Source organism: Sphingomonas sp. CL5.1, assembly GCF_013344685.1.
In the GTDB taxonomy this organism is placed as follows: domain Bacteria; phylum Pseudomonadota; class Alphaproteobacteria; order Sphingomonadales; family Sphingomonadaceae; genus Sphingomonas.
Genome location: NZ_CP050137.1, coordinates 4,134,625 through 4,158,643, shown reverse-complemented (window position 1 = coordinate 4,158,643; position 24,019 = coordinate 4,134,625). Strand labels below are relative to the sequence as shown.

Genomic DNA, 24,019 nt, shown 5'->3' with positions numbered 1-24,019 from the left:
CCGCGCCTCATCCGAACGTGCCGTGGATGAACCAGAGGAGGTCGCCGGTTTCCGGCCGCACGCCGTCGCCGCGCCGGAACAGCCAGAAGCGGCGGCCGGCCTCGTCCTCCACCCGGAAATAATCGCGCACCGCGTCGCGCTCGGCGCCGCGCCGCCACCATTCGCCGGTGATCCGTTCCGGCCCGTCGCCGCGCACCACCTGATGCTGCTCGCCGCGCCAGGTGAAGCGGCGCGGCGGCTGATCGGGCAGCTCGGCGAGGACGTGATCGAGCGCTTCCGGCCGGCGCAGCAGCCGCGCCGGACGCGGCCAGCGCGGGTGCCACGGATGATCGGGCGGCCGCTTGTCGAGCCGGCGCACGTCGTCGAGCGCCAGCCGCGCCTCGCCTTCCGACGGCGGATCGAGCGCCGGGATGGCGGCGGCGGCGCGTTCGGGCACGTCGCTTTCCACCGGGCGCTGCCGCCACAGCCGCGCATGGCCGATGCGGTTGGCGAGCTTATCGACCAGCGGCGCGAGGTCGGGCGCCTGCCGCTCCGTCAGCGCCGCGCCGAGCGCCTGCGGTCCGAGCGGCTCGGCGCGGCGGACGTGGAGCGCGAGCGCGTCGATGCCGTATCCGGGGTCGATCTCCTCGATCCGCCGCGCGATCAGGCGGCGGATATGCGCCGCGTCGCGGGTCGCGCGGGCGAAGCCGACACGCAGCACCTGCGCCTGATGATCGACCCGGCTGGCGACGAACAGCAGCGCGCGCGCGCCCAGCCCGGCTTGGGCGAGGACGGCGGCCAGTTCGCCGGTCAGGCCGCCGAGCCAATGCTCGATCGCCTCGGCGGTGAGGATCGGTTCGGCGAAGCGGCGCTCGACGGCGATCGGCCGCGGCGGCGCGATGGGAACGAGCGGCTCGGCGGCGGCCCCGATCGCCTGATCGAGCCGCCGCACGATCGCCGCGCCGAACCGTCGCACCAGCGGCGCGCGCGGCGTCGCCAGCAGTTCGCCGATCGTCTCGATGCCGAGCCGGTCGAGCAACTCCAGCGCATCGGCTTCGAGTCGCAACGCGGCGACGGGAAGCGGGGCGAGCGCCGCGCGTTGGGCGGCGGGCGGGATGATGATGCTCTCTCCACTATCCCGGCTTTGTGTCGGGGGCCACGGAGCCGCGGATGATGGCGTTCGCCTCTCTGGTCTGCGGTCCGCCTCACAAGGCCGAGGTGACGGACTGGGCGGAGAGTGGTGCATCCCGGTGGGTGGGCGGGAAGAGGCTGCGTTCGAGCCGCCATGTGGGAGAGGTGACGAATCCAGCGGATCGACGACGGAGAGGAGCGAGGTCGACCACGCCGTCCTTCCATATCGCGCCATCGCCCAGGCCGCGCCGGTGGTGTCGGCGATCGCGATCCGCGTGGTGAAGCCCAGTCGCGCGAGCAGCCGCGCGATGCGGCGCGCCATGCGTTCCTCGCCGCCGTGGAGATGGGCGACGCCGGTCAGGTCCAGGAACAGGCTGTCCGGGCCGGAGATCGCCACGATCGGCGTCCAGCGCCGCGCGAGCGCCGCCGCCAGCCGCTCCAGATCGGCGCGGTCGCCGGCCGGGTCGGCATCGCGCACGTCGAGCGCCGGGACGGAGGCGCGCGCCTGCGTCAGCGCCATGCCCGGCGCTATCCCCAGCGCGACGGCGGCGGGGGAGGCTGCGGCGATCTCGATCCGGCTGCCGTTGCGCGTCACGGTGACGAGCGGCGGCGCGCGATGCGTCACCGGGGGCGGCGCGACGGCGCGCTCGCCCTTCGCCCAGCGCGCGCCGGGGCGCCAGCCGGTGACGCGCTCGGCGGGGCGCGGCGGGAGAGCAGGCGTGACCGGCGGCGCGTCAGGCGGCGGCGACGCGCGGCGCTCCGCCCTGACGACGCGGTCGATCGACCAATGCGGCAGGTAGAGCGAGGCGACCCGTTTCATCCATGGCCTCCACGATCAGGTCGAAGGGGTCGCCGCCGCGCTGGCGGGCGAGCGACAGATGCCAGCGCCCCCGGCCCAGCCCGCCCGCCAGCCCGCGCGTGGGGAGCGGCGCGGAAGGGGCGGCGGCGATGCGCCAGCGGGTGACGGCGGCGGAGGGCACGGCGAGCGGATCGGCGCCGTCGCGCGCGTGCCGCTTCATCAGCAGCGCGATCGTGCGGCCGCCCTCCGCGGCGAGTTGCAGCCGGCGCGTCGCGGCGATCGCGGCGCGCTTCGTCTCGCCGAGCACCGCGCCCAGCCCGCGATGACGGATGCCTTCCTCCATCAGCGCGAGCAGCTCGGCATCGTCGCGCGCCTCGGCGTAGATCACACGTTCCGGCGACAGGCCCGCCTGGTAGAGACCGGGCGCGAACAGGTCGCGGCGGCGCACCACCCACAGCACCGGCCCCCATGCCCGTGCCGCGATCCCCGCCATCAACAAGGTGGCGCAGGCGTCGTCTGCCAGATCCGCGCTGGCGGGGGCGATCTCGTGCAGCGCATCGAGCCGGAGGCCGCCAGCCGCCAGCCGCGCGTCGAGCGCCTCGATGCCGAACGGCAGCGTCTCGCGCCGGCGATGCCCGTCGCCCTCGATCGCGCGCAGCGTCTCGCGAAGCTCGGCAATGACGGTGGAGGTGGGCACGGGATACGACTCGCGAAAGGGCATTTGTTCTCATTTTGTTCCTTGCGAGGGGACGAGTCAATCCGTCTTCCCGCCATTCCCGTCCGCGCGGGAATGACGGGAAAGACCTCGTCGCGTTACGATTTCGTCATGCTGCCGAAACCAGCGGGCTGGATGAGCATCGCTAATGCAGCCATCATGCACGCCATGTATGAAACCGCCGCGCAACCGCATCGCAGGCGCTGGCCACGCCGGATGGCGATCGGGCTTGGCGTGCTGGTGCTGATCCTGATCGGCGCGCTGTGGCGCGGTAGCTATTTCGATCGCGACCCCTATGACCGGATGACGGCAGCCGGGCCGGCGCGGCACGGGATCGCGGCGCTCTATCTTTCCGGCGACATGGGGCTGCGCTTCGGGCCGGGCGACACGATGGCGGACCTGCTTGCCGCGCGCGGCATCCCGGTGATCGGGTTCAACACCCCGGTCGCCTTCCGCACGCGGCGCAGCGCGGCGGAGACGGCGGCGATCGTCGCCGACGCGGTGCGCACCGCGCTGGCCGATTCCCGCGCGGCGCGACTGGTGGTGATCGGCCGCTCGTTCGGCGCGGACATGCTTGCCGCCGCCTTGCCCGCGCTACCCGCCGATCTGCGGCATCGCATCGCGGCGGTGGTGTTGATCGTGCCGGGGCGCCACGTCTTCTTCCGCAGCGATCCGACCAACATCACCTATCTCGGCACCCCGGACGGCAATGCGGTGCGCGGCATCGGCGCGATCACCTGGGCGCCCGTCACCTGCATCCGCGGCGTGGAGGAGACGGACAGCGGCTGCCTCGGCCCGCGCCAGCCCAACGTGACCGATATCGCCATGCCGGGCGGCCATTTCCTCGATTTCGATACCGCCGCGATCGTGCGCAATGTTATGGGGGCGATCGACCGGGCGACAGCCGTGCCGCCCGCATCGCGGGAGGGGAAATGATACGCCGGAAGATCGTCGCCAGCGCCGCGCTCGGCACATTGCTCGCATTGCCGGGCATCGCCGCCGCCGCGCTGCCGCCGCTCGGCGTGTGGAGCAACCCGCGCGGTACGCTGGCGGTGCGCACCGCGCCTTGCGACAACGGGCTGTGCGGCACGATCGTCTGGGCCGACGGGCGCGCGATGGCGGATGCGCGCGCGGCCGGGGTGGGCCGCCTCGTCGGCACGCAATTGCTCCGCGATTATCGCCCGGCCGGTGACGGCACATGGTCCGGCCGGCTGTTCGCGCCCGACATGAAGCGCAGCTTCCCGTCGCGCCTCACGCTGGTCGCGCCGGACCGGCTGCGGATATCGAGCTGCTTCGTCCGGCATTATTTCTGCCGCTCGCAGGAGTGGCATCGCCTGCGCTGATGCAACGCCGGCGCCTTGCGGTCGCGGGATTCGTCTCGCGCCATCGCCGCTGGTGGGTGCCGGCGGCGGTGGCGTGCGTCGCGCTGCTCGGCTTCGTCGCGCTGCGCCTCGTGCTGGCCGAGGTCCATCTGCGCGAGGTGCGCGCGGCGCTGGGCGAGGTGCCGGCGGCGCGGATCGCGCTCGCGGTGGCGCTGACGGCGGCTAGCTACACGCTGTTGACGCTGCACGACTGGATCGCGCTAAGGGTGATCGGGCGGCCGCAGCCGTGGCAGGTCGGCGCGACGGCCTCCTTCCTCGGCAATACGATCAGCTACAATCTGGGTCTTTCGCTGCTCACCGGCAATTCGGCGCGCTACCGCATCTACGGACAGGCCGGGCTGTCGCTGGCGGAGGCGGTGAAGGTCGGCGCGATCGGCACGCTCGCCTTCTGGAACGGCATCGCCGCGACGGCGGGCGTCGCCCTGCTGGTGCAGCACGCGCCGCTGCATCTCGCGGGCTGGACGCTGGAGACGAGCGCGGCGCATGCCTCCGGCCTCGCGCTGCTGGCGGCGGCGACGGTGCCGCTGATCCTGCGCGCCGGGGGCATCCGCCGCATCGGCTCCTCCCGCTTCGATCTGCCGCTGCCCGAGCCGCGCCGCCTGTTTGCATTGGTCGGCGTGTCGGTGATCGACCTGATCCTCGCCTCGCTGGTGCTGTTCGTGCTGGTGCCGGGGCTGTCGGAGGCGGACTATCCCGCCTTCTTCGTCGCTTATGTGCTGGCGATCGTCGTCGCGGTGTTCGCGCACGTTCCCGGCGGGCTGGGCGTGTTCGAGGCGGTGGTGCTCGCCGCGCTGCCGGCGGACAAGCCGGCGGTATTCGCCGGGCTGCTGCTCTACCGGCTGGTCTATTATCTGCTGCCGCTGCTGCTCGCCGCCGTGGTGCTGGTGCTGCGCGAGGCGAGCGCGCTGCGCCGGCCGATCGGCGCCGGGCTGACCATGCTCGACAAGGTCGGGCGGGCGCTGGCGCCCAATGCGATCACCTTGCTGGTGTTCACCGCCGGCTTCATCCTGCTCGTCTCCGGCGCCTTGCCGGGCGCGCAGGCGCGGCTTTCCGACCTCGACGAGATGCTGCCGCTGCCGTTCATCGAGGGATCGCATCTCGCCGGCAGCCTCGTCGGCACGCTGATGCTGCTGGTCGCGCCGGCGCTCAACGCGCGGCTGCGCAGCGGCTTCGTGCTGGCGCGCGTGCTGCTGGTCGCGGGCATCGTCTTCTCGTTGCTCAAGGGGCTGGATTACGAGGAGGCGGCGCTCCAGTTCGTCATCCTCGCGGTGCTGCAATATGCGCGGCCCGCCTTCTACCGGCGCGGCGGGATCGCCACCGAGCCACTCGACGGGCGCTGGCTCGCGGCGGCGGCGGTGGCGCTGGGGCTGAGCGTCTGGGCCGGTTTCTTCGCATACAAGCGCGTGCCGTACAGCGACGACCTGTGGTGGAAATTCGCGCTTCACGGCAATGCGCCGCGCTTCCTGCGCGCGACCTTCGCCGCCGGGGTGCTGATGGCGGGGGTGTCGATCTGGCACCTGCTGGTCGGCCGCAGCGCGCGCCTCGCGGCCAGCGCCGACCTGCCGGAAGCGGTGGCGCGGGCAGCGCTTTCCCGCGCCGCGCGGACCGACGCCAATCTCGCCTTCACCGGCGACAAGAGGTTCGTGATCTCCGCCGCCGGCGACGCCTTCCTGATGTACCGTGTGCGCGGCCGCACCTGGATCGTGATGGGTGATCCGGTCGGGCCGGAGGCGGCGTGGAGCGAACTGGTGTGGGCGATCCGCCATGCCTGCGACGCGGCGCATGGGCGGCTGTGCTTCTATCAGATCAGCAGCGAGATGCTGCCGCTGATGATCGACATGGGGCTGGAGGTGATGAAATACGGCGAGGAGGCGCATGTCGGTCTCGCCGATTTCTCGCTCGACGGCCCGCAGGCGAAGGATTTCCGTGCCGCGCTGCGCCGCGCCGAGCGCGAGGGGATGCGCTTCGCCGTAATTCCCCCGGCGGACGTGCCCGCGCTTGTCCCCGAACTGCGCGTCGTCTCCGATGCGTGGCTCGCCGACCGGGGCGGGGAGGAGAAGCGCTTCAGCCTCGGCCCCTTCGACCCCGTTTATCTCGCGCGCTTCCCGATCGCGACGGTGCGGCAGGAGGGGCGGCTGCTCGCCTTCGCCAATATCTGGATCAACGGGGCGGGGGGCGAGATGTCCGTCGACCTGATGCGCCACCTGCCCGATGCGCCCGCCGGCACGATGGACATGATGTTCGTGCGGCTGTTCCAGTGGGGACGCGATCAGGGCCATGCGACATTCAACCTCGGCCTTGCGCCGCTGTCCGGGATGCCGGAGGACCGGCTCGCGCCGATCTGGGCGAAGATCGGCCGCGCCCTGTTCGAGCGCGGGGAGCGGCTCTACCGCTTCACCGGGCTGCGCGCGTTCAAGGCGAAGTTCCAGCCGCAATGGGAGCCGCGCTATATCGCCACGCCCGGCGGCCTGCCGCGCCTGCGCGCGCTGGTCGCACTGGTCGGCGCGGTGAACAGCTGACGACGGCAGGAACACCGCGCGGGCCGCTTCGTTCTCTTTTCGATAGAGCAAGGAGCGCACGATGCCCCCGGAAAGCCAGAGTGCCCGCCAGGACGCCGGGCAGGATGAATCCATCGCCAGGCGGCTGAAGAAAGACCCCTCCAGCAAGCAGGCCCAGCTCGACGAGGGGCTGGATGAATCGATGGACGCATCAGATCCGCCATCGGTCACCCAGCCCGGCCAGCGCCATGATCCCGCGCCCTCGTCCGGCTATGACGAGAAAGAGGAAGCCGAGCGCCGTCGCCGCGGCGCGTGATTGTTGCGCAAAAGGCGCACCTGACCCTGAAATGTAACGATCCGCTTCGGCTCGTCGCAACCATTGTTGCGGCGCGGCAAACTCCGTGATTCAATCCTTAACGCGGGACATCGGGCCGTTAAGGGGGGCTTTAACCATCTTGGCGCATGATGCCCTCGCTCGATTGGTACGAGACGAGGTGAGTCGATGAGTGCCAGAATGAAGCCTGCGGAAGGCGCGATGGCGCTGGCCGAAATGAAGGAATTCGCGGGGTTCGCCGCGTCGACGCAGCGCTACATCCGCCGCGCCCTCGATATCGGCCTCGATCGCGAGGATGCGATGGCGCGCTGGTCGCGCGACATGGTGGAGGCGGCGAGCATCCGCGCGCAGGCCCGCCATTACGAGCGCCTGCCCGATATCCGCGCCCTGGTGCCCGACGACAGCGGGCTGGATCGCGTCGAGGCGTTCCTCGCGCCGCTCGTCACCGTCACCGCCTTCGATCTCGGGCAGGGGCGGTTGCCGACCTTCTCCTCCTATCGCTTCCTCTATGAACGGCTGATCGGCGCGAACGTCCGGCCGTGGCTGCCGGGCGCCTTCTGCGCCGCCGCCGCGCTGCCGCACCTTCACCCGGAATTGCGCCGCAAGCTGCTCCAGTCGATCAGCGAGGCGGCAGCGACCGCCTCGGGCTGGTCGTCTCGCCAGCCGAGCTTCTTCCCTTATTGGGTGGAGAAGGTGGAGGAAGGCGCGCTCCCGCACTGAGCGGGCGCGGCTTATCCGCGCATCGCGGAGGTGATCGGCTCCGACGTCACCGGATAGCCGGCGTCATCGCGGATGCACAGATATTGCGCTCCGTCTCGCGCCTCTGCCCAGGGCGTGATCGTGTGGATCGGCGTTTCCCGCGCATGGGCGACCGCCTCGGCGAAGCTGCCGAACTGCGCCAGCCGCTCCAGATTGCGCCGCGTCGGGAAGATGATCGCGAGCCTGCCGGCATCTGCATCGTCGAGCACCGATTGCGCGGTCGCCCATACCAGCCGTACATTCTCGGTGGCATCCACCGTCGCGCGCGGCGCATCGGCCGGCAGCTCGGCCAGATAGAAGCGCGTATCGAAACGCCGCATGTGCGCATGCGCCGGCAGCCAGCGCGCCCACGGCACCAACGGCTCCAGGTCGAGTTCCGCGCCGGCCTCCGCCAGCACCTCGGCGAAGCTCTTGCCGGCGTGCAGCCCGGCGCGCATCGCCGCCAGCGCCGTCGCCGGAAGATGCTCCTTCAGCCCGACCGGCAGGCCGGCTTCCTCGATCGTCTCGCGGATCGCGGCGATGCGCGCGGCGGTTTCCTCCCCGCCCGCCAGCCGCGCGGCGAGCGTATGGTCGCCAGCGTCGACCCGGCCGCCGGGGAACACCATCGCGCCGCCGGCGAATACCATCGCCTTGGCGCGCTCCATCATCAGCAGTTCCGGCGCGCCCGATCCTTCGCGGAAGATCACCAGGGTCGCGGCGGGAATCGCTTCCGACAGATCGTTGTCGCTCATGATCGTTTCGCCGCCTTTCCACTCGCGCCCGGAACTCGCATCAATCATGCGCGCGGAGACCGGTCAATGCGCGCGGCGATGCGATTTCGCCCGATGGCGTCCAAGATTGCGTCGATAAATTGCTGAAAAATCCGGGTGGTGGAGCTGAGGGGAATCGAACCCCTGACCTCTGCAGTGCGATTGCAGCGCTCTCCCATCTGAGCTACAGCCCCGCCCGGCTCCCGGCGTATCGCCGGGGAGCGACGCCCTTAGCGGCCTCTTTCCGGCGATGCAACGCCTCTCGTTCGCGCCGGCCGAACTTTCGCTGCGACGGGGCGCTTCCGCGTTGCGGCAATTGCCCGATGCGCAGGTGTAACGACTGGAACAAGGAGGGTTTTCATCCTTTCTCTCCGTTATCGATGCTCGCTCGCAGCGCGCGCGCGGGCATCGTGGCAGCAACGGATTTCTGGAGAGAGAAGATGGGCTATGAACGCTATCGGGGCGGCGGTGATCCTTCTGATTTCGGCCGCGATTTCGGGTCGGGCCGTGATTACACCTATTCGAGCGGCCGTGAATATCTCGCGGCGGGCGCTTTCGGCCCGAATCGTGCCCGGTACGATGTGAACCCCTATGGTCCGCGCGAATACGGCCACTCGGGCTATGGCGACCGCGAGCGCTATGGCCGCCCGGAGGCGGACCGTGAATATCACGGCAGCTATGCTTCCGACGGCCGCCGGTTCGAGGATGTCGGCCGGCATCGCGACTGGGACGATGACGATCGCCATTCGGCGCGTCGCCGCGACCGGGGAATGCGCTATGCCCGCTCCGGGCCGGATTACGACTATCAGGATCGCGGCTTCTTCGCCCGCGCCGGCGACGAACTGCGCTCGTGGTTCGGCGACGAGGATGCCGAGCGCCGGCGCCAGGCCGACATGTGGAACGATGAACGCTACGGCGAGCGCTGGTCCGGCGAGCGCGACGCGGATTACGGCAACTGGCGCCGCGCGCAGATCGCCGCGCTCGATCGCGATTATGACGAATATCGTCGCGAGCATCGCACCAAGTTCGAGCATGAGTTCGGCACGTGGCGCGTCAACCGCCAGACGCAGCGCGACTCGCTGACGCGCGTGCGCGAGCATATGGAGGTGCTCGGCGCTGACGGCGGGCATGTCGGCACGGTCGACAAGGTCCACGGCGACCGCATCCTGCTGACCAAGAGCGACGAGGATGCCGGCGGCCGTCATCATTCCATCCCGTCGAACTGGATCGCCACGGTCGACGACAAGGTGACGCTCGCCAAGACGGCCGAGGCCGCGAAGCAGCATTGGCGCGACGAGGAGAACAATCGCGCGATGTTCGGCGATCGCGAGAAGGATCGCGGCGAGGGGCTGGACCCCTCGACGCCGACCACGCGGGAGTTGCTCGGGCGCAATAATTTCTGAACGGCTGGAGAGAGCCGCAGCGGTCGGTGACGACCGTCATGCGGCGCGGGGCCGGGCAGCGATGCCCGGCCCCTTGCTTTGCCGGCCGCCTCGCCATACCCAAGACTCGATAAATCGACGAAGGAGAAGGTGATGCCGCGTGCGTGGAGCTTGAAATCGCGTCCGCAGGGCGTGCCGGGCGACGAGAATTTCGCGCTGCTCGATCTGCCTTCCGCGCCGTTGGGCGAGGGGCAGGTGCGGGTCGCGAATCGCTGGCTGTCGGTCGATCCCTATATGCGCGGGCGGATGAACGACGTGAAAAGCTACGTCCCGCCCTTCGCGCTGGGCGAGCCGATGCAGGGCGGCGCGATCGGCGAGGTGGTGGAAAGCCGCGCGCCGGAACTGCCGGTGGGAACGAAGGTGCAGCACATGTTCGGCTGGCGCGAGGAGGCGGTGCTCGGCGCGGGCGAGGCGCAGAAGCTGCCCGATCTCGGCGTGGAGGATCAGGCCTATCTCGGCCAGCTCGGCATGCCGGGGATGACGGCCTATTTCGGGTTGCTCGATGTCGCCTCGGCAAGGGCTGGGGACGTGGTGTTCGTCTCGGCCGCCGCCGGCGCGGTCGGTTCGACCGTGGTGCAGATCGCCAAGGCCAAGGGCATGACGGTGGTCGGCTCGGCCGGCGGCGCCGATAAATGCGCCTGGGTGAAGGAGATCGGCGCGGATCACGTCGTCGATTACAAGGCTGGTCCGGTCGCGCGCGGCCTGATGGCGGCGGTGCCGGACGGAATCGACGTCTATTTCGACAATGTCGGCGGCGAGCATCTCGATGCCGCGCTGCTCGCCGCGCGGATGCACGCGCGCTTCGCGATCTGCGGGATGATCGACATCTACAACGACGGCAAGCCGCAGGAGCTTCGCTATCTCGCGAAGGTGATCGGCGCGCGGATCAACATCCGGGGCTTCATCGTCAGCGATTTCATCGCGCGCGCCGGCGAATTCTATCGCGACATGGCGACGATGCTGCGGGAGGGGAAACTCCAGCGGCACGAAACCGTCCACGACGGGATCGAGGCGATGCCGACCGCCTTCCGCGGCCTGTTCACCGGCGGCAACACCGGCAAGATGCTGGTGCGGCTATAGATTTTCGCCGGTAATGTGGTCCCGGCCCCGTGCCGGGCGCCAGCGCCGGAGGAATCACGCTGCGCGGGCGAACTTCACCGGGCGCGCGATGCCGTCGAACGCGTCCACCACCGCCGGGATCACCTGCGGCGGCAGCGTGTGGCCCATGCCGGGGATCTCGACCAGCCGCGCGCCGGGGATGCTCGCCGCCGTGTCGCGTCCGCCCGCGACCGGCACCAGCGGATCGTCCGCGCCATGCACGACGACGCTCGGCACGGTGATCGCCTTCAGCCGCGCCCGCCGGTCGCCGTCGGCGAGGATCGCCGCCATCTGCCGCACGAAGCCGGAAGGGTGATGGTTGCGCAGCACTTCCTCGCGATAGCGTTCGGCCATCAGCGTCTCGTCCTCGGGGAAGCGGCCCGCGACGATCTTCGATGCTTTCACGCCATGCGCGACGATCGCCTCCAGATCGTCGCTGCGGGGACGGCGCAGCAGGATGCCCATCGCCTGCAACGAGGCACCGGGCAGCGCGGGATTGCCGGTGGTCGACATGATCGAGGTGAGCGACAACGTGCGCGCCGGCCAATGCGCCGCGACGAGCTGCGCGATCATCCCGCCCATCGATGCGCCGACGACGTGCGCCCGCGCGATCCCCAGCGCGTCGAGCAGCCCCACCGCGTCGGCGGCCATGTCGGTCAGCGAATAAGGCGCGCGGATCGGGCGGCGCATCAGATGCGACGCCGCCATCAGCGCCATGTTCGGCGTGCCGGCGCGATCGAATTTGGTGGACAGCCCCACGTCGCGATTGTCGAAGCGGATCACGCGATAGCCGCGTTCGACCAGCGCCTCGACCAGCGCCATCGGCCAGCGCACCATCTGCGCGCCCAGCCCCATGATCATCAGCACCGCCGGCGCATCCTGTGCGCCGAACTTGTCATATTCCATCTCGATGCCGTTGACGGCAACCTTCGCCATCTCGCCTGCGCCTTCCTTCCAAACGACGCAGAATGCCCGCTTTGTCACGAAATCGCAATATACAGGCTCAGGCGGTGACGATCGTCCCGTCGCGGACGGTCACCGGCCATGGCGACAGCGATGCGCCGGGGCAGGGACCGCCTCGGCATTCGCCGCTCGCGATATCGAACACCGCGCCGTGCCAGCTGCACGCGATCATCCCGGCGGCGACATACTCATCGAGCTTCTGCGCCAGCGGCAGGCCCATGTGCGGGCAGCGGTCGACATAGCCGACCACCGCGTCGCCACGCCGCACGACGAAGCCGTGGAAGCGCCCGGCGCGCATCTCGATCACGAAGCCGCGCGCCGCCCCGTCCGCGATCAGGTCGAGCGGGCCGAGCGCGATGCCGGGCGGCGTGACGGAGAGGCGTTCGGTCAGGGGAGGCGCGCCTTGGGGAAATCCGCCCAGCATTCGTCGTAATCGGGCTGGGCGTGGTCCAGCGCGAAGCCGGTGGGACGATACGGCCAGCAGCTTTCCAGCATGAAGGCCATCGTGCCGTCGATGCGGTGCGGCTGCAACGCGGCGTTCGAGGCGGCGTCCCAGGTCGCCTTGTCCGGCCCGTGGCCCGACAGCAGGTTGTGCAGGGAAAGGCCGCCGGGGCGGAAGCCCTCCGCCTTGGCATCGTAAGCGCCGGTGATGAGGCCCATCGCCTCCGACATCACGTTGCGGTGGAACCACGGCGGCCGGAACGTGTCCTCCGCCACCATCCAGCGCGGCGGGAAGATCACGAAATCGGCGTTGGCGCGCCCATGCACGTCGCTCGGCGAGGTGAGCACGGTGAAGATCGACGGATCGGGATGGTCGAAGCTGACCGTGTTGATCGTGTTGAAGCGCGACAGGTCGTAGCGGTACGGCGCGAGATTGCCGTGCCATGCCACCACGTCGAGCGGCGAGTGGTTCAGCTCGGTGCGCCAGAGATGGCCGAGATATTTCTGGACGATCTCGACGCGCTCGTCGCGATCCTCGAACCACGCCACCGGCGTCTCGAAATCGCGCGGGTTGGCAAGGCCGTTCGCGCCGATCGGGCCGAGATCGGGTAGGCGGAACATCGCGCCGTAATTCTCGCAGACATAGCCGCGCGCCCGCCCGTCCGGCAGCAGCGCGCGGAACCGCACGCCGCGCGGCACCAGCGCGATCTGGCCGGGGGATACCTCGATTCGGCCAAGCTCAGTCAGCAGCTCCAGCCGGCCTTCCTGCGGCACGAACAGCAGCTCGCCGTCCGCATCGACGAACACGCGCGCATCCATGTCGCGATCGGCGGCATAGAGGTGGAGCGCGACGCCCTCCAGATGCGCCGGATCGCCGTTGACCAGCATTGTCGTCATGCCGTCGATCAGGTCGCCGCCGGCGGGCGCGGCAGCAATCGGGTCCCAGCGCAGCCGGTTGGGGGCCAGTGGCGCGTCGCCGGTCGCGGGCGAGAAAAGCGGCGCGCCGTCATAGCGGACGAACGGCGGATGCTCCGCGGACGGGCGCATGCGATAGAGCCACGAGCGCCGGTTCTCCGCGCGCGGCGCGGTGAAGGCGGTGCCGGAAAGCTGCTCGGCATAGAGGCCGAACGGCGGCTTCTGCGGTGAGTTGCGCCCGACCGGGAGCGCGCCGGAGACGGCTTCGGTCGCGACATGGTTGCCGAAGCCGGGGAGGTAATCGGTCGTCATTGCTGCTCTCTCTTCCCAACCCGCCGGGCGTCGGACCCGGCGAAGCCGTGCCCGAGACCCGGCTCGCCGCGCCGGCCGGTCGATGGCGGCGCATCCGCGCCGCATCTCGGCGGAAGCCTTGCTTCCGTCACCGATCAGGCATCGACCTTGATGACACCCCGCCGAATCTGATCCAGTTCGATGCTTTCGAACAGCGCCTGGAAATTGCCGTTGCCGAAACCCTCGTTGCCCTTGCGTTGGATGATCTCGAAGAAGATCGGGCCGAACATGTTCTCGGTGAAGATCTGGAGCAGGATACCCTCGTCGTTCTCCACCGATCCGTCGATCAGGATGCGGTTCTTGCGCAGCCGCTCGAGATCCTCCCCGTGGCCGGGAACGCGCTTGTCGACCAGCTCGTAATAGGTCTCGATCGTGTCCTGGAGCTTCACGCCGCGCGCGCGCAGCCGCTCCACCGTGTCATAGATGTCGGGCGTGGTCAGCGCGAGGTGCTGGATGCCCTCGCCCTTGTATTCGCGGATGAATTCCTCGATCTGGCTCTTGTCGTCCTGGCTTTCGTTGAGCGGGATGCGGATCGCATGGTCGGGCGCGATCATCGCCTGGCTGAACAGCCCGGTCGCCTGGCCCTTGATGTCGAAATACTTCTGCTCCTCGAAACCGAACAGCGTGCGGTAGAATTCGCTCCACACCCGCATCTGCCCGCGCCGGACATTGTGAGTGAGGTGGTCAAGCAGGTCGAGGCCGACATTGTTGCGCGCTTCAGCCTCGCGCCAGCCGGTGAATTCGGCCCAGTCGGCATAGAGATCAATGCCGTCCTTGATGAAATAGAGGTAGCTGCCGCCGATCCCCTGAATGACGGTATCGTCTTCGTCGGTCGGCTTGGCGCCATGCTCCAGCGCCCATTTCATCGCCGCTTCGGGATCGGTGACGCGGAACGCCATCGCGCTGGCCGAGGGACCGTGCTCACCCCGGAACGCCGCCACGCGCCCGGCCTCGTCGCGGTTGAGCATCAGGTTGATGCGGCCCTGCTTGTAGCGGGTGATGTTCTTGGTCGGGTGGCGATGCGTGGCGGTGAAGCCGAGCTGCTCGAACTGCTTTCCCATTCCTTCCGGATCGGGAGAGGTGAACTCGACGAACTCGAACCCGTTCAGCCCCAGCGGATTGTCGGCGGTCATGGCGAATCTTCCCGTGAGTGGTATCAATTGAAACTACTATCGCGTTTTGAGCCTGTCGTGTCAAATGCTACGACGTGACCGATGACCAACCGGCTCCAGCTCGATCGGTTCCTGCCGTATCGCCTGTCGATCACCTCGAATCTGGTGAGCGACCGCATCGCCAGCGCCTATGAGGTGATGTTCGGCCTTTCGATCCCCGAATGGCGGCTGGTGGCGGTGATCGCGGAGGTGGACACGATCACGCAGGCGGAGATCGGCGAGCGCACGCGGATGGACAAGGTGACGGTCAGCCGCGCGGCGATCGGGCTAGTCGATCGCGGGCTGCTGCAACGCGCGCCCAATGCGGCGGACAAGCGTTCCCACCTGTTGTCGCTCACTGACGCGGGGCGCGAGCTTTACGCGCTGGTCGCGCCCAAGGCGCTGGAGCTGGAGCGGCGCATCTTCGCGAGCTTCGCGCCCGGCGAGCTGGAGGCGTTCACCGCGATGCTCCGCCGGATCGACGCGGCCGTGCTGGAGACGGCCTGAGCGACGTCAGCCGAGGGGCAGCACCGGTTGCGCGCGCTCGCTCGCATCAAGGATGTTCGACAGCGTCAGGCCGAGCAGCCGGACGCCGCCCGCGACTGGCAGCTCGCGCGTCATCAGCGCCTGGCCGATCGCCGCGAACTGCGCCTTGTCCGCCACCGGATCGACCAGCGAGCGGGCGCGGGTGAAGGTGCGGAAATCGGCGCGGCGGAATTTCAGCGTCACGGTGCGGCCGCGCTCGCCGCTGCGCACGACACGTTCCCATGCCGCCTCCGCGACGTGATCGAGCGCGGCCATGATCTCGCCGGCGTCGGTGAGGTTGTGCCCATAGGTTCGTTCCGCGCCGATCGACTTGGTCGGACGGTCGGCGCGCACCGGACGCTCGTCGATCCCGCGCGCGGCGCCGTAGAGGTAATCGGCGTGGCTGCCGAAATGCGCGCGGAGGAACTCGCGGCTCTGCCCGCGCAGGTCCTCGCCCGTCTCGATCCCCAGCGCCGCCATCCGCCGCGCCGTCACCGGGCCGACGCCGTGGAAGCGTGAGACGGGCAACGCCGCGACGAACGATGGCCCTTTCGCGGGCGGGATGACGCACAGGCCGTCCGGCTTGTTCTGGTCCGACGCGAGCTTGGCGATGAACTTGTTGTAGCTCACCCCGGCGGAGGCGGTCAGCGCGGTCTCGGCGCGGATGCGCGCGCGTATTTCCGCCGCGATCGCGCGCGCCGAGCCGAGACCGCAACGGTCCTCGGTGACATCGAGATAGGCTTCGTCGAGCGCGAGTGGCTCGATCAGCTCGGTATAATGAGCGAAGATCGCGCGGATCTGCCGGCTGATCGCGCGATAGACGTCGAAGCGCGGGCGGACGAACACGATATGCGGGCAACGCCGCAGCGCGGTCGCGGAGGGCAGGGCGGAACGCACTCCGAAGGCGCGCGCCTCATAGCTCGCGGCGGCTACCACGCCGCGCGCCTCCGCGCTGCCCACTGCGACGGGGCGCCCGCGCAGTTCCGGTTGATCGCGCTGCTCGACCGACGCGTAGAAGGCGTCCATGTCGATATGGATGATCTTGCGCGTGGAGGATGCGTCCGACACGCCCGCCATTGTGGCACGGAAACGGCATGAGGAGAACAGGGCGCGAACATACAAAAATCCCGGCCGCGCCGTGCGACCGGGATTTCCGTAACCCAGCTTGCCGCGGGAGGTTACAGCACCTCGAACAGCCCGGCCGCGCCCATGCCGCCGCCGATGCACATGGTGACGACGACGTATTTCGCGCCGCGCCGCTTGCCCTCGATCAGCGCATGGCCGGTCATGCGGGCGCCGGACATGCCGTAGGGATGGCCGATCGAGATCGCGCCGCCGTTGACGTTGAGCAACTCGTCGGGGATGCCGAGCTTGTCGCGGCAATAGAGCACCTGCACCGCGAACGCCTCGTTCAGCTCCCACAGGCCGATGTCGTCCATCTTGAGGTTGAACCGGTCGAGCAGCTTGGGGATCGCGAAGACCGGGCCGATGCCCATCTCGTCCGGCTCGGTGCCGGCCACCGCCATGCCGACATAGCGGCCGAGCGGGGTGAGGCCGCGCTTCTCGGCCAGCTTCTCCTCCATCAGCACGCTTGCCGACGCGCCGTCGGAAAGCTGCGAGGCGTTGCCGGCGGTGATGTTCATGTCCGGCCCGAGCACCGGCGCGAGCGACTTCAGCCCCTCCAGCGTCGTCTCCGGGCGGTTGCCCTCGTCCTTGGCGAGCGTCACTTCCTTATAGGAGACTTCCTTCGTCTCCTTGTTCACCATCGCCATGTTGGCGGTGACGGCGACGATCTCGTCATCGAACTTGCCGGCGGCCTGCGCGGCGGCGGTGCGCTGCTGCGACTGGAGCGCATATTCGTCCTGCGCGTCGCGGCTGACGCCGTAGCGCTTGGCGACCACCTCGGCCGTCTGGAGCATCGGCATGTAGATGTCCTTGTGCATCGCGACCAGTTCCGGGTCCGGCTGCACGCGCATCTGCGGGGTCTGCACGATGCTGATCGATTCCACGCCGCCGCCGATCGCGACGTCCATGTTGTCGACCATGATCTCCTTCGCCGCCGTGGCGATCGCCATCAGGCCGGAGGCGCACTGGCGATCGACCGACATGCCCGAGACGGTGACGGGCAGCCCGGCGCGCAGCAGCGAGGTGCGCGCGATATTGGTCGCCTGCGCGCCCTGCTGAAGCGCGGCGCCGAACACCACGTCCTGCACCTCCGCGCCGTCGATCTTCGCGCGCTCGACGGCGGCGCGGATCGCATGGCCGGCGAGCGTGGGCGACAGCGTGTTATTGAATGCCCCGCGATAGGCGCGGCCGATCGGCGTGCGGGCGGTAGAAACGATGACGGCGGAACGCATGGTCTTTTCTCCTGAAGGTTCGGATTGCCTGGGGAGGGCAGTCTCAACGGCTGGCGGCGCGTCTCAGACGAAGACCTGCGTGATCCACTCGGCGATCATCGCGGGCTTTTCGGCGCCCTCGATCTCCACGGTGGTCTCGGTCGTATACTGGTACTGACTGGGGCGCTTTTCCTCGAACTCGGTGACCTTCGAACGGCCCCGCACGCGCGAGCCTGACGGCACCGGCGCGAGGAAGCGCACCTTGTTGCCGCCGTAGTTGACGGCCATCTTCACCCCGTCGAGACGCGGCGTGTCGGGATTCTTCGCCGCCATCTGCGGCAGCAGCGACAGCGTGAGGAAGCCGTGCGCGATCGTCGTGCCGAACGGCGTGAGCTTCGCGCGCTCCGGGTCGACGTGGATGAACTGATGGTCGCCGGTGGCGTCGGCGAACTTGTTGATCATGTCCTGCGACACCTCGATCCAGTCGGACACGGTTTCCTTGCCGATGCTGGCCTTCATCTCGTCGACGGTCATGCGCTCCCTCCGTACATTGGTCTGTTGTGCGCCGCAGCGCGCGCGGTCATCCCTCTAGGCGCGGAAGAGCGTTCGCCGCAAGCCTTCCCGACCCGACGCTTGAAAATTGGCCGCATCGCTGGTGGGTGCGGCGAACCCGATATTCTAAACCCGAAGGAGTTGACGGCCGACTCGACGCGGTGTCAGCCGGCCGCAGGGCTGTCGGGATAGGGCATGATGAGCTTCCCGTCAGGCGCGGCGGTCAGCGTGGTCTGTGTCGGATAGGGGATCGAGATGCCCTGTTCCGCGCACATCCTGAGCAACCCGATGCCGACCTTGTGCCGTCCCTCATAAGCCGCCGCGTAATCGGCGGAGTCGCTATCGAACTCGATGTCGAAATCGAGGGTCGACGCACCGAAACCCATGAAGCCGCATCGGATATAGGTCAGCCCCGCCGCCTCCACGACGCCTTTCACCAGCGCGGGGAATCCGTCGAGCTTCTCCACTGGCGTCTCATAGGCGAGGCCCAGCGTGAAGGTGGTGCGGCGGAACGGGCGGCGGGCGTTGTTGCGGATCTCCTTGTCCAGCAGCTTGCGGTTGGCGATGATGAGTTCCTCGCCGTTGGTGGCGCGCAGCCGGGTGGATTTGAGGCCGATCTCCTCCACCGTGCCGGACGACGTGTCATAGGAGATCGAATCGCCGCGCCGGAACGGCCGGTCGAAGATGATCGCCAGCGCCGCGAACAGGTCGGCGAAGATGCCCTGCGCGGCGAGGCCGATCGCGATGCCACCGACGCCGAGGCCGGCGACGAGGCCCGTTACGTTCACGCCGAGATTGTCGAGCACCACGATCAGCGCGATCGCGAACACGGCGAAGCTGACCAGCACGCGGATCAGCCCCATCGCGCTCATCAGCGCCTCGCCCGAATAATGATCCGAGCGGGTGCGCCGCTCGATCGCGCCGATGATGACCTCGCGCGCCCAGGTGGCGCTCTGGAAGATCGCGGCGATGCCGAACAGCACGTTGATCGTCCGCGCGACCGGCCACGGCGCGTCGGCGAAACCGGAGACGAGCTTCGCCGCGAGCAAGACGATGAACAGGGTGCCTGTGCGCTGGATCGCACGGCCGAACACCGCTGGCCAGCCCTTGCCGCTGCTGCTGCGGCTGGCGAGCCTGGGTCCCAGGCTGCGCGCCCAGATCAGCAAGCTCGCGATCCCCACCGCGATGGCGACCGCGATCGCGATCTGCAACCAGTGCGTCGCGATCCATTCGCTGCTCGATTGATAGAGGATGCGGAACTGCTCGTTCCAATTATGATGGGGCAGGACGGGCGCCTTCGCCGCGCTGCTCGAATTGCTCATCTTCTTTCCCTTGTCAGGCCGCTGACGCGGCGGGCGCTCCGGTTTCGAGGAACGCGATGAGGCCGCGCTCGACGCGGCTCAAGTGACGTGTCTTGCGCGGCATGCGCAAGCCCTTGCGGAACGCGGCCTGCCCGGCCCGCGCCAATTCGATCAGCGCGGGGTGGACATAGGATTTGCGCGCGATCGCCGGCGTGTTGCCCAGTCGGCGCGTCACCGGCTCCAGCATCGCCTTCAGGCTCAGGTCCCGCTCGGCGGTGGCGAGCGCCTCGAACGCGACGACGCTCGCCCCCCATGTGCGGAAATGCTTGGCGGTGAAATCCTCGCCGGTCGCGGCGCGGATATAGGCGTTGACGTCGGAGGAGGTGACGGGATGCGCATTTCCGTCCTCGTCCAGCCACGCGAACAGATGCTGTTCGCCGAGATCGTCGCAGGCACGGACGAAACGAGCGAGCGCGCGGTCGGTCAGCGCGCATTCGCGCTCGACGCCGCCCTTGCCGCGGAAGCGCAGCCGCACGGTCGCGCCGTTCACGCGGGCGTGGCGCTTGCGCAGGGTGGTGGCGCCGAAGCTGCGGTTGGTTTTCGTATAGGCTTCGTTGCCGACGCGGATGTGCGTCTGGTCGAGCAGCCGCACCACCGCCGCCGCCGCGCGCTCGCGCGACATGGATCGCTTGCGCAGGTCGGCCGCGACGCGTTGCCGGAGCAGCGGCAGCGCCGCACCGAACTCCGCGCAGCGATCGTATTTCGCCGCCTCCCGCGCCTCGCGGAAATCGGGGTGGTAGCGATATTGCTTGCGGCCCCTTTCGTCCCAGCCGACCGCCTGGATATGGCCATTGGGGCGGGGGCAGAACCAGGCATCGGCATAGGCGGGAGGCAAGGCGATCGCGTTCAGCCGGTCGATCTCGTCGCGGTCGGTGATGGGCCGGCCCCGCACGTCGTGATAGGCCCAGCCCCGGACTAGCTTGCGCCGGGTGATGCCGGGGGTGCTGTCATCGCAATAGACGATTTTCCGCGTTGCCATCTTCGCGTCCAAATGCGCGGAACGAGGGCGGGTTCCGTCGCTCAGGCTGGCGCGGTTGCCGGAATCGGCTTGCTCGCGCGGCGGAAGTAGCCACCCCATGCGCTCTCCTGCCGCCGCCGCGCGAGATAGGTGTCCAGCCCGATCTGCGCGCCGATCAGCATGTAGATGAACGGCTGGAAGGCGATCCCGACGAAGGCGCCGCCGAGCAGATAGATCAGGTGGGCGTGCTGCAACGCCCCCGCCAGCGCGCCGCCCCAGGCGAACTCGCCCTCGCGGTAGCGGCGGCGCAACACCTCCATGCGGACGATGCCGATCACGTTGATGAGCAGCCACAGGGCAAGGCCGGGATAGCCCTGCTCGCCGAGCATCTCGAAATAGCTGGAGTGATAGGCGCGGCTCTGGTCGACCGTCAGGTTGCGCTCGATGGTGGTCGATGCGCCCGATCCCTTCACCGCCACCGTGTCGTAGCGGATGCGGTTCTGGCGATAGGCCTCGAAGCCGCCGCCGAACGGGTGGGTCTTGGCATATTCCCATGTCCACTGCCACACAGCGAGGCGGGTGGAGGCAGATTCGTCGGCCTTGTAGGTCTCGATCGTCGCCATCCGGTCGCTGAACGCCGAGGGGAGGAACGGCACCGCGACCAGCACCGCCAGGCCCAGCGCGGCGAGATAGAGCAGCCGCCGCTTCACCTCGCGCAGCATCAGCACCGCCAGCAGCCCGATGCACAGGAGACCGGTACGCGCCGAGGTGCCGACCGGGATCAGCAGGCAGGCGAAGCTGAGGGCGTAGGCGAACCCCTTCACCGCGCGGCCCGTGCCGAACAAGGTGCCGTAGCGCGACAGCCACAGCACGATCGGGATCAGGCAGATCGCGACGGCGGAAATGATGCTTCCCTCGTACAGGCCGGAATTGTTGGCGACCATCAGGTTCAGTTCGCCATAGCCGCCGCCCGAGGCCAGCGTCTTGATCCCGCCGACGATGATGATCGACGCGGCGGAGAGCGCCATGAACAGCAGCAGCGCCTCGATCCTGAGCCGCGTACGCAGCGTGAGCGGCAGGAAGGCGGCGAAGGCCAGCGCCTTCCATACCCAGTCCCACTTGTCCAGCGCCTCGACCGGGAAGTCGGCGGTGCGCGTGGTGATGCCGCAATAGAGCATCAGCAAGAGGATCAGCGCCTGGCGCGGGGCGAATCGCGAATCGCGCTTGTCGTCGAAGAACAGCCATCCGCCGACCGCCAGCGCCACCGCGATCAGCGAGATTGGCACGCTGTTGAGCAGCATGTATGTCAGCCGCTGCGGCGAGACGATGTCGATATAGACATAGGCCAGCACGAACAGGAACGGCTTGCGCAGCCCCATACCGAGCAGCGCGACGAGGAAGCCGATGAAGGCGAGGTCACGCACGCGGGCGGCGCCCCTTGCGCGGCGCGTCGTCGCGCGGCGACGGTTCGCGGTCCAGGTCGGGGCGGCGCAGCAGCAGGAAGGCGGCGAGCAGCATCAGCCCATGCGTCAGGCCGAGCGCGAAATTGTCGATCATGAGCGCAATGCCTCCGCAGGAACGGTCGGGCCGGGACTAATCGAGATGCGGTTGACGCGGCGTTAAACGATCGCGTGGCATGCGTCGGGCGCGATGCGTATCCTTCACGTTCTCGATCACGGACTGCCGCTGCACAGCGGCTACACCTTCCGCACCCGCGCGATCCTGACGGCGCAGATGGCACGCGGGTGGGAGGTCGCCGCCGTCACCGGGCCGCGACAGGGGGCGACCGAGGCTGCGTTCGAGCGGATCGACGGGATCGACTTCCACCGCACGATACCGATTCGCGCCTTGCCCGCGCCGCTCGGCGAACTGGCGGAAATCGCCGCCTTCGCTCGCCGCATCGACGCCGTGGTGGAAGCGTTCCGCCCGGACCTGCTCCACGCGCATTCGCCCGTGCTTGGCGCGCTCGCCGCGCTGTGGGTGGCGCGGCGGCGCGGATTGCCGCTGGTCTATGAGATCCGCGCCTTCTGGGAGGATGCGTCGGTCGGCAACGGCACGGGGCGCGAAGGCTCCGCCCGCTATCGCGCGACGCGCGCGCTGGAGACATGGACGGTGCGCCGCGCCGATGCCGTGGCGGTGATCTGCGAGGGGCTGCGCGGCGACCTGATCGCGCGCGGCATCGTGCCGGGAAAGATCGTCGTCTCCCCCAACGGCGTCGATCTCGGCCTGTTCGGCGCGCCGGGGCCGCGCGACGAGGCGCTTGCGGCGGAGCTGGGGCTGGAGGGCGACACGATCGGCTTCATCGGCAGCTTCTACGATTACGAGGGGCTGGACGACCTGATCGCGGCGATGCCCGCACTGATAGCGGCGCGGCCGAAAGCGCGGCTGCTGCTGGTCGGCGGCGGCCCGATGGAGCAGGCATTGCGAACGCAGGCAGTCACCTCTTCGGCGGCGGATCGCATCCATTTTGTCGGCCGCGTGCCGCACGATCAGGTCGAGCGTTATTATGGCGTGGTCGAGGTGCTGGCCTATCCCCGCAAGCGGATGCGGCTGACCGATCTCGTCACGCCGCTGAAGCCGCTGGAGGCGATGGCGCAGCGCCGGCTGGTGGCGGCGTCCGACGTCGGCGGGCACCGTGAACTGATCCGCGACGACGATACCGGCACGTTGTTCGCCGCCGACGATTCCGCCGCGATCGCCGCCGCGTTGGCGGGGCTGCTCTCCAATCGCGACGACTGGGACGCGCGGCGTGAACGCGCCCGCGCCTTCGTCGAGGCGGAACGTAACTGGTTGTCAAATATTTCTAATTATGAGCCGGTTTACCAACGGCTGACCAAAGCCGCGTGTATGGACGAGTCATGGTCGCAACGAACCGCTACAAGCTGAACATGCGGAATCTCCTTCCGGCGCTGTGTGTCGCGCTGGGGGCGCTCGCGGCGGGGTTGATCGCCGCCGCGCCGCCGGCATTGCTCGATGCGGCGGTCGGGCGGCTGCGGCTCGCCGCGCTGGTGCCGGGCGCCGCGCCGCCGATCGGCGTGACCGGACGGACGCTGCTGGCGTTCGCGGGTGGCGGGCTGATCGTGCTGGCCGGCTTGCTGCCCCGGATCGCGCCCCTGCCGTTCACGCGACGCCGCCGCGCCACCCGGCTCGGCGCGACGCCGCCGTTGCGCCGGGCCGACGCGCATCCCGATGCGCCCGCGCGCCGCCCGATCGCCGCGCGCAGCGAGCTTGGCGAACCGCTCCTCGCGGAGCCGGTGCCGGGCGATGAGGAGCGCGCGCTGCCGGCCGATCTCGATCTGCCGCTTGCCGATTTCGATCCCGGCGCCTTCGCCGCCGTTACGCCCGAAGCGCGTGGCGAGCGGTTTGAAACCTTTCCGCTACCCGGCGCGGCGGAGGTCGAGGGGCAGCCCGCGGATTCGATCGCCGCGCTGCTCGAACGGCTGGAGCGCGGCGCCGCGACCCGCGCGCGGGGACGGCGGCTGGACGACACATTGGGCGCATTGCGCAAGCTCGCCGCGCATTGAGCGCGGAAATAAGCTGGTTCATGCCCCAAAAACGCCGCAACTCGCGGTGATGGCGT

24 protein-coding genes and 1 tRNA gene are annotated in these 24,019 nt (G+C 69.0%); 10 read left to right on the top strand and 15 right to left on the bottom strand.

Features of this window, described 5'->3' with window-relative positions:
- Positions 1-7: 7 nt before the first annotated feature.
- Both F9288_RS19935 and F9288_RS19930 read right to left on the bottom strand, forming a co-directional pair.
- On the bottom strand, positions 8-1,930 hold the full coding sequence (locus tag F9288_RS19935; protein ID WP_174838375.1) for a DNA polymerase Y family protein: 1,923 nt from the start codon (positions 1,928-1,930) through the stop codon (positions 8-10).
- Complete coding sequence (locus F9288_RS19930; protein ID WP_254620980.1) at positions 1,845-2,630, bottom strand: ImuA family protein; 786 nt, start codon at positions 2,628-2,630, stop codon at positions 1,845-1,847. The genes F9288_RS19935 and F9288_RS19930 overlap by 86 nt, the downstream gene beginning before the upstream one ends.
- Positions 2,631-2,699: 69 nt before the next feature.
- Between F9288_RS19930 and F9288_RS19925 the strand changes: the two genes are divergently transcribed.
- From F9288_RS19925 to F9288_RS19905, 5 genes are all read left to right on the top strand, one after another.
- Positions 2,700-3,560: an AcvB/VirJ family lysyl-phosphatidylglycerol hydrolase gene (locus F9288_RS19925; protein WP_174838374.1), complete on the top strand. Its 861-nt coding sequence runs from the start codon at positions 2,700-2,702 to the stop codon at positions 3,558-3,560.
- The gene (locus F9288_RS19920) at positions 3,557-3,967 is read left to right on the top strand and encodes a DUF2147 domain-containing protein (RefSeq protein ID WP_174838373.1); all 411 of its coding nucleotides are present in this window, start codon (positions 3,557-3,559) and stop codon (positions 3,965-3,967) included. Before F9288_RS19925 ends, F9288_RS19920 begins: the two co-directional genes overlap by 4 nt.
- Positions 3,967-6,525 (top strand): bifunctional lysylphosphatidylglycerol flippase/synthetase MprF, encoded by a 2,559-nt coding sequence (gene mprF, locus F9288_RS19915; RefSeq protein ID WP_174838372.1) that lies wholly within the window; start codon positions 3,967-3,969, stop codon positions 6,523-6,525. Before F9288_RS19920 ends, mprF begins: the two co-directional genes overlap by 1 nt.
- Positions 6,526-6,586: 61 nt before the next feature.
- Positions 6,587-6,820, top strand: a complete 234-nt coding sequence (locus F9288_RS19910; RefSeq protein WP_174838371.1) for a hypothetical protein — start codon at positions 6,587-6,589, stop codon at positions 6,818-6,820.
- A gap of 186 nt (positions 6,821-7,006) precedes the next feature.
- The gene (locus tag F9288_RS19905) at positions 7,007-7,558 is read left to right on the top strand and encodes a hypothetical protein (RefSeq protein ID WP_174838370.1); all 552 of its coding nucleotides are present in this window, start codon (positions 7,007-7,009) and stop codon (positions 7,556-7,558) included.
- A gap of 11 nt (positions 7,559-7,569) precedes the next feature.
- Here F9288_RS19905 and F9288_RS19900 read toward each other — a convergent pair whose 3' ends face one another.
- Together F9288_RS19900 and F9288_RS19895 are read right to left on the bottom strand one after the other, a co-directional pair.
- Entirely contained in the window at positions 7,570-8,328 is a 759-nt protein-coding gene (locus tag F9288_RS19900) for an NUDIX domain-containing protein (protein WP_174838369.1), read from the bottom strand.
- Positions 8,329-8,464: 136 nt separating this feature from the next.
- Positions 8,465-8,540: transfer RNA gene (locus F9288_RS19895), tRNA-Ala, on the bottom strand.
- A gap of 246 nt (positions 8,541-8,786) precedes the next feature.
- On the opposite strand from F9288_RS19895, the gene F9288_RS19890 reads away from it, so the two are divergent.
- Positions 8,787-9,749 carry a DUF2171 domain-containing protein gene (locus F9288_RS19890; RefSeq protein WP_174838368.1) on the top strand — a complete coding sequence of 321 codons (963 nt, stop codon included), beginning with the start codon at positions 8,787-8,789 and terminating at the stop codon, positions 9,747-9,749.
- 132 nt (positions 9,750-9,881) lie between these two features.
- Positions 9,882-10,868 carry an NADP-dependent oxidoreductase gene (locus F9288_RS19885; RefSeq protein ID WP_174838367.1) on the top strand — a complete coding sequence of 329 codons (987 nt, stop codon included), beginning with the start codon at positions 9,882-9,884 and terminating at the stop codon, positions 10,866-10,868.
- Positions 10,869-10,922: 54 nt separating this feature from the next.
- Here F9288_RS19885 and F9288_RS19880 read toward each other — a convergent pair whose 3' ends face one another.
- The 4 genes from F9288_RS19880 to hppD all read right to left on the bottom strand — a co-directional run bounded on the left by F9288_RS19880 (position 10,923) and on the right by hppD (position 14,689).
- Positions 10,923-11,822: an alpha/beta fold hydrolase gene (locus tag F9288_RS19880; protein WP_174838366.1), complete on the bottom strand. Its 900-nt coding sequence runs from the start codon at positions 11,820-11,822 to the stop codon at positions 10,923-10,925.
- A 67-nt stretch (positions 11,823-11,889) separates the two neighbouring features.
- The gene (locus F9288_RS19875; protein ID WP_174838365.1) at positions 11,890-12,273 is read right to left on the bottom strand and encodes a Rieske (2Fe-2S) protein; all 384 of its coding nucleotides are present in this window, start codon (positions 12,271-12,273) and stop codon (positions 11,890-11,892) included.
- Positions 12,237-13,517: a homogentisate 1,2-dioxygenase gene (gene hmgA, locus F9288_RS19870; RefSeq protein WP_174838364.1), complete on the bottom strand. Its 1,281-nt coding sequence runs from the start codon at positions 13,515-13,517 to the stop codon at positions 12,237-12,239. The genes F9288_RS19875 and hmgA overlap by 37 nt, the downstream gene beginning before the upstream one ends.
- Positions 13,518-13,651: 134 nt before the next feature.
- Positions 13,652-14,689 (bottom strand): 4-hydroxyphenylpyruvate dioxygenase, encoded by a 1,038-nt coding sequence (gene hppD, locus F9288_RS19865; protein WP_174838363.1) that lies wholly within the window; start codon positions 14,687-14,689, stop codon positions 13,652-13,654.
- 81 nt (positions 14,690-14,770) lie between these two features.
- Here hppD and F9288_RS19860 point away from each other — a divergent pair, with 81 nt between their 5' ends.
- A complete protein-coding gene (locus tag F9288_RS19860) occupies positions 14,771-15,214 on the top strand; it encodes a MarR family winged helix-turn-helix transcriptional regulator (protein ID WP_174838362.1) in 444 nt (147 codons plus the stop codon).
- A gap of 6 nt (positions 15,215-15,220) precedes the next feature.
- Here the strand turns inward: F9288_RS19860 and dinB are convergent, their stop codons facing one another.
- The 7 genes from dinB to F9288_RS19825 all read right to left on the bottom strand — a co-directional run bounded on the left by dinB (position 15,221) and on the right by F9288_RS19825 (position 21,996).
- Positions 15,221-16,309, bottom strand: coding sequence for a DNA polymerase IV (gene dinB / locus F9288_RS19855; protein WP_174838361.1), 1,089 nt, complete (start codon positions 16,307-16,309; stop codon positions 15,221-15,223).
- A 101-nt stretch (positions 16,310-16,410) separates the two neighbouring features.
- Positions 16,411-17,589 (bottom strand): acetyl-CoA C-acyltransferase, encoded by a 1,179-nt coding sequence (locus F9288_RS19850; RefSeq protein WP_174838360.1) that lies wholly within the window; start codon positions 17,587-17,589, stop codon positions 16,411-16,413.
- Between the two features lie 63 nt (positions 17,590-17,652).
- A complete protein-coding gene (locus tag F9288_RS19845; RefSeq protein WP_174838359.1) occupies positions 17,653-18,102 on the bottom strand; it encodes a MaoC family dehydratase in 450 nt (149 codons plus the stop codon).
- Between the two features lie 182 nt (positions 18,103-18,284).
- A complete protein-coding gene (locus F9288_RS19840) occupies positions 18,285-19,442 on the bottom strand; it encodes a mechanosensitive ion channel family protein (protein WP_174838358.1) in 1,158 nt (385 codons plus the stop codon).
- A gap of 13 nt (positions 19,443-19,455) precedes the next feature.
- The gene (locus F9288_RS19835) at positions 19,456-20,460 is read right to left on the bottom strand and encodes a DNA topoisomerase IB (protein ID WP_174838357.1); all 1,005 of its coding nucleotides are present in this window, start codon (positions 20,458-20,460) and stop codon (positions 19,456-19,458) included.
- Between the two features lie 41 nt (positions 20,461-20,501).
- Positions 20,502-21,863 carry a putative O-glycosylation ligase, exosortase A system-associated gene (locus tag F9288_RS19830; protein WP_174838356.1) on the bottom strand — a complete coding sequence of 454 codons (1,362 nt, stop codon included), beginning with the start codon at positions 21,861-21,863 and terminating at the stop codon, positions 20,502-20,504.
- On the bottom strand, positions 21,856-21,996 hold the full coding sequence (locus F9288_RS19825) for a hypothetical protein (protein ID WP_174838355.1): 141 nt from the start codon (positions 21,994-21,996) through the stop codon (positions 21,856-21,858). Before F9288_RS19825 ends, F9288_RS19830 begins: the two co-directional genes overlap by 8 nt.
- Positions 21,997-22,089: 93 nt before the next feature.
- Here F9288_RS19825 and F9288_RS19820 point away from each other — a divergent pair, with 93 nt between their 5' ends.
- The gene (locus tag F9288_RS19820) at positions 22,090-23,325 is read left to right on the top strand and encodes a TIGR04063 family PEP-CTERM/XrtA system glycosyltransferase (RefSeq protein WP_174838354.1); all 1,236 of its coding nucleotides are present in this window, start codon (positions 22,090-22,092) and stop codon (positions 23,323-23,325) included.
- The gene (locus tag F9288_RS19815; protein WP_174838353.1) at positions 23,298-23,963 is read left to right on the top strand and encodes a hypothetical protein; all 666 of its coding nucleotides are present in this window, start codon (positions 23,298-23,300) and stop codon (positions 23,961-23,963) included. Before F9288_RS19820 ends, F9288_RS19815 begins: the two co-directional genes overlap by 28 nt.
- Positions 23,964-24,019: the final 56 nt, after the last annotated feature.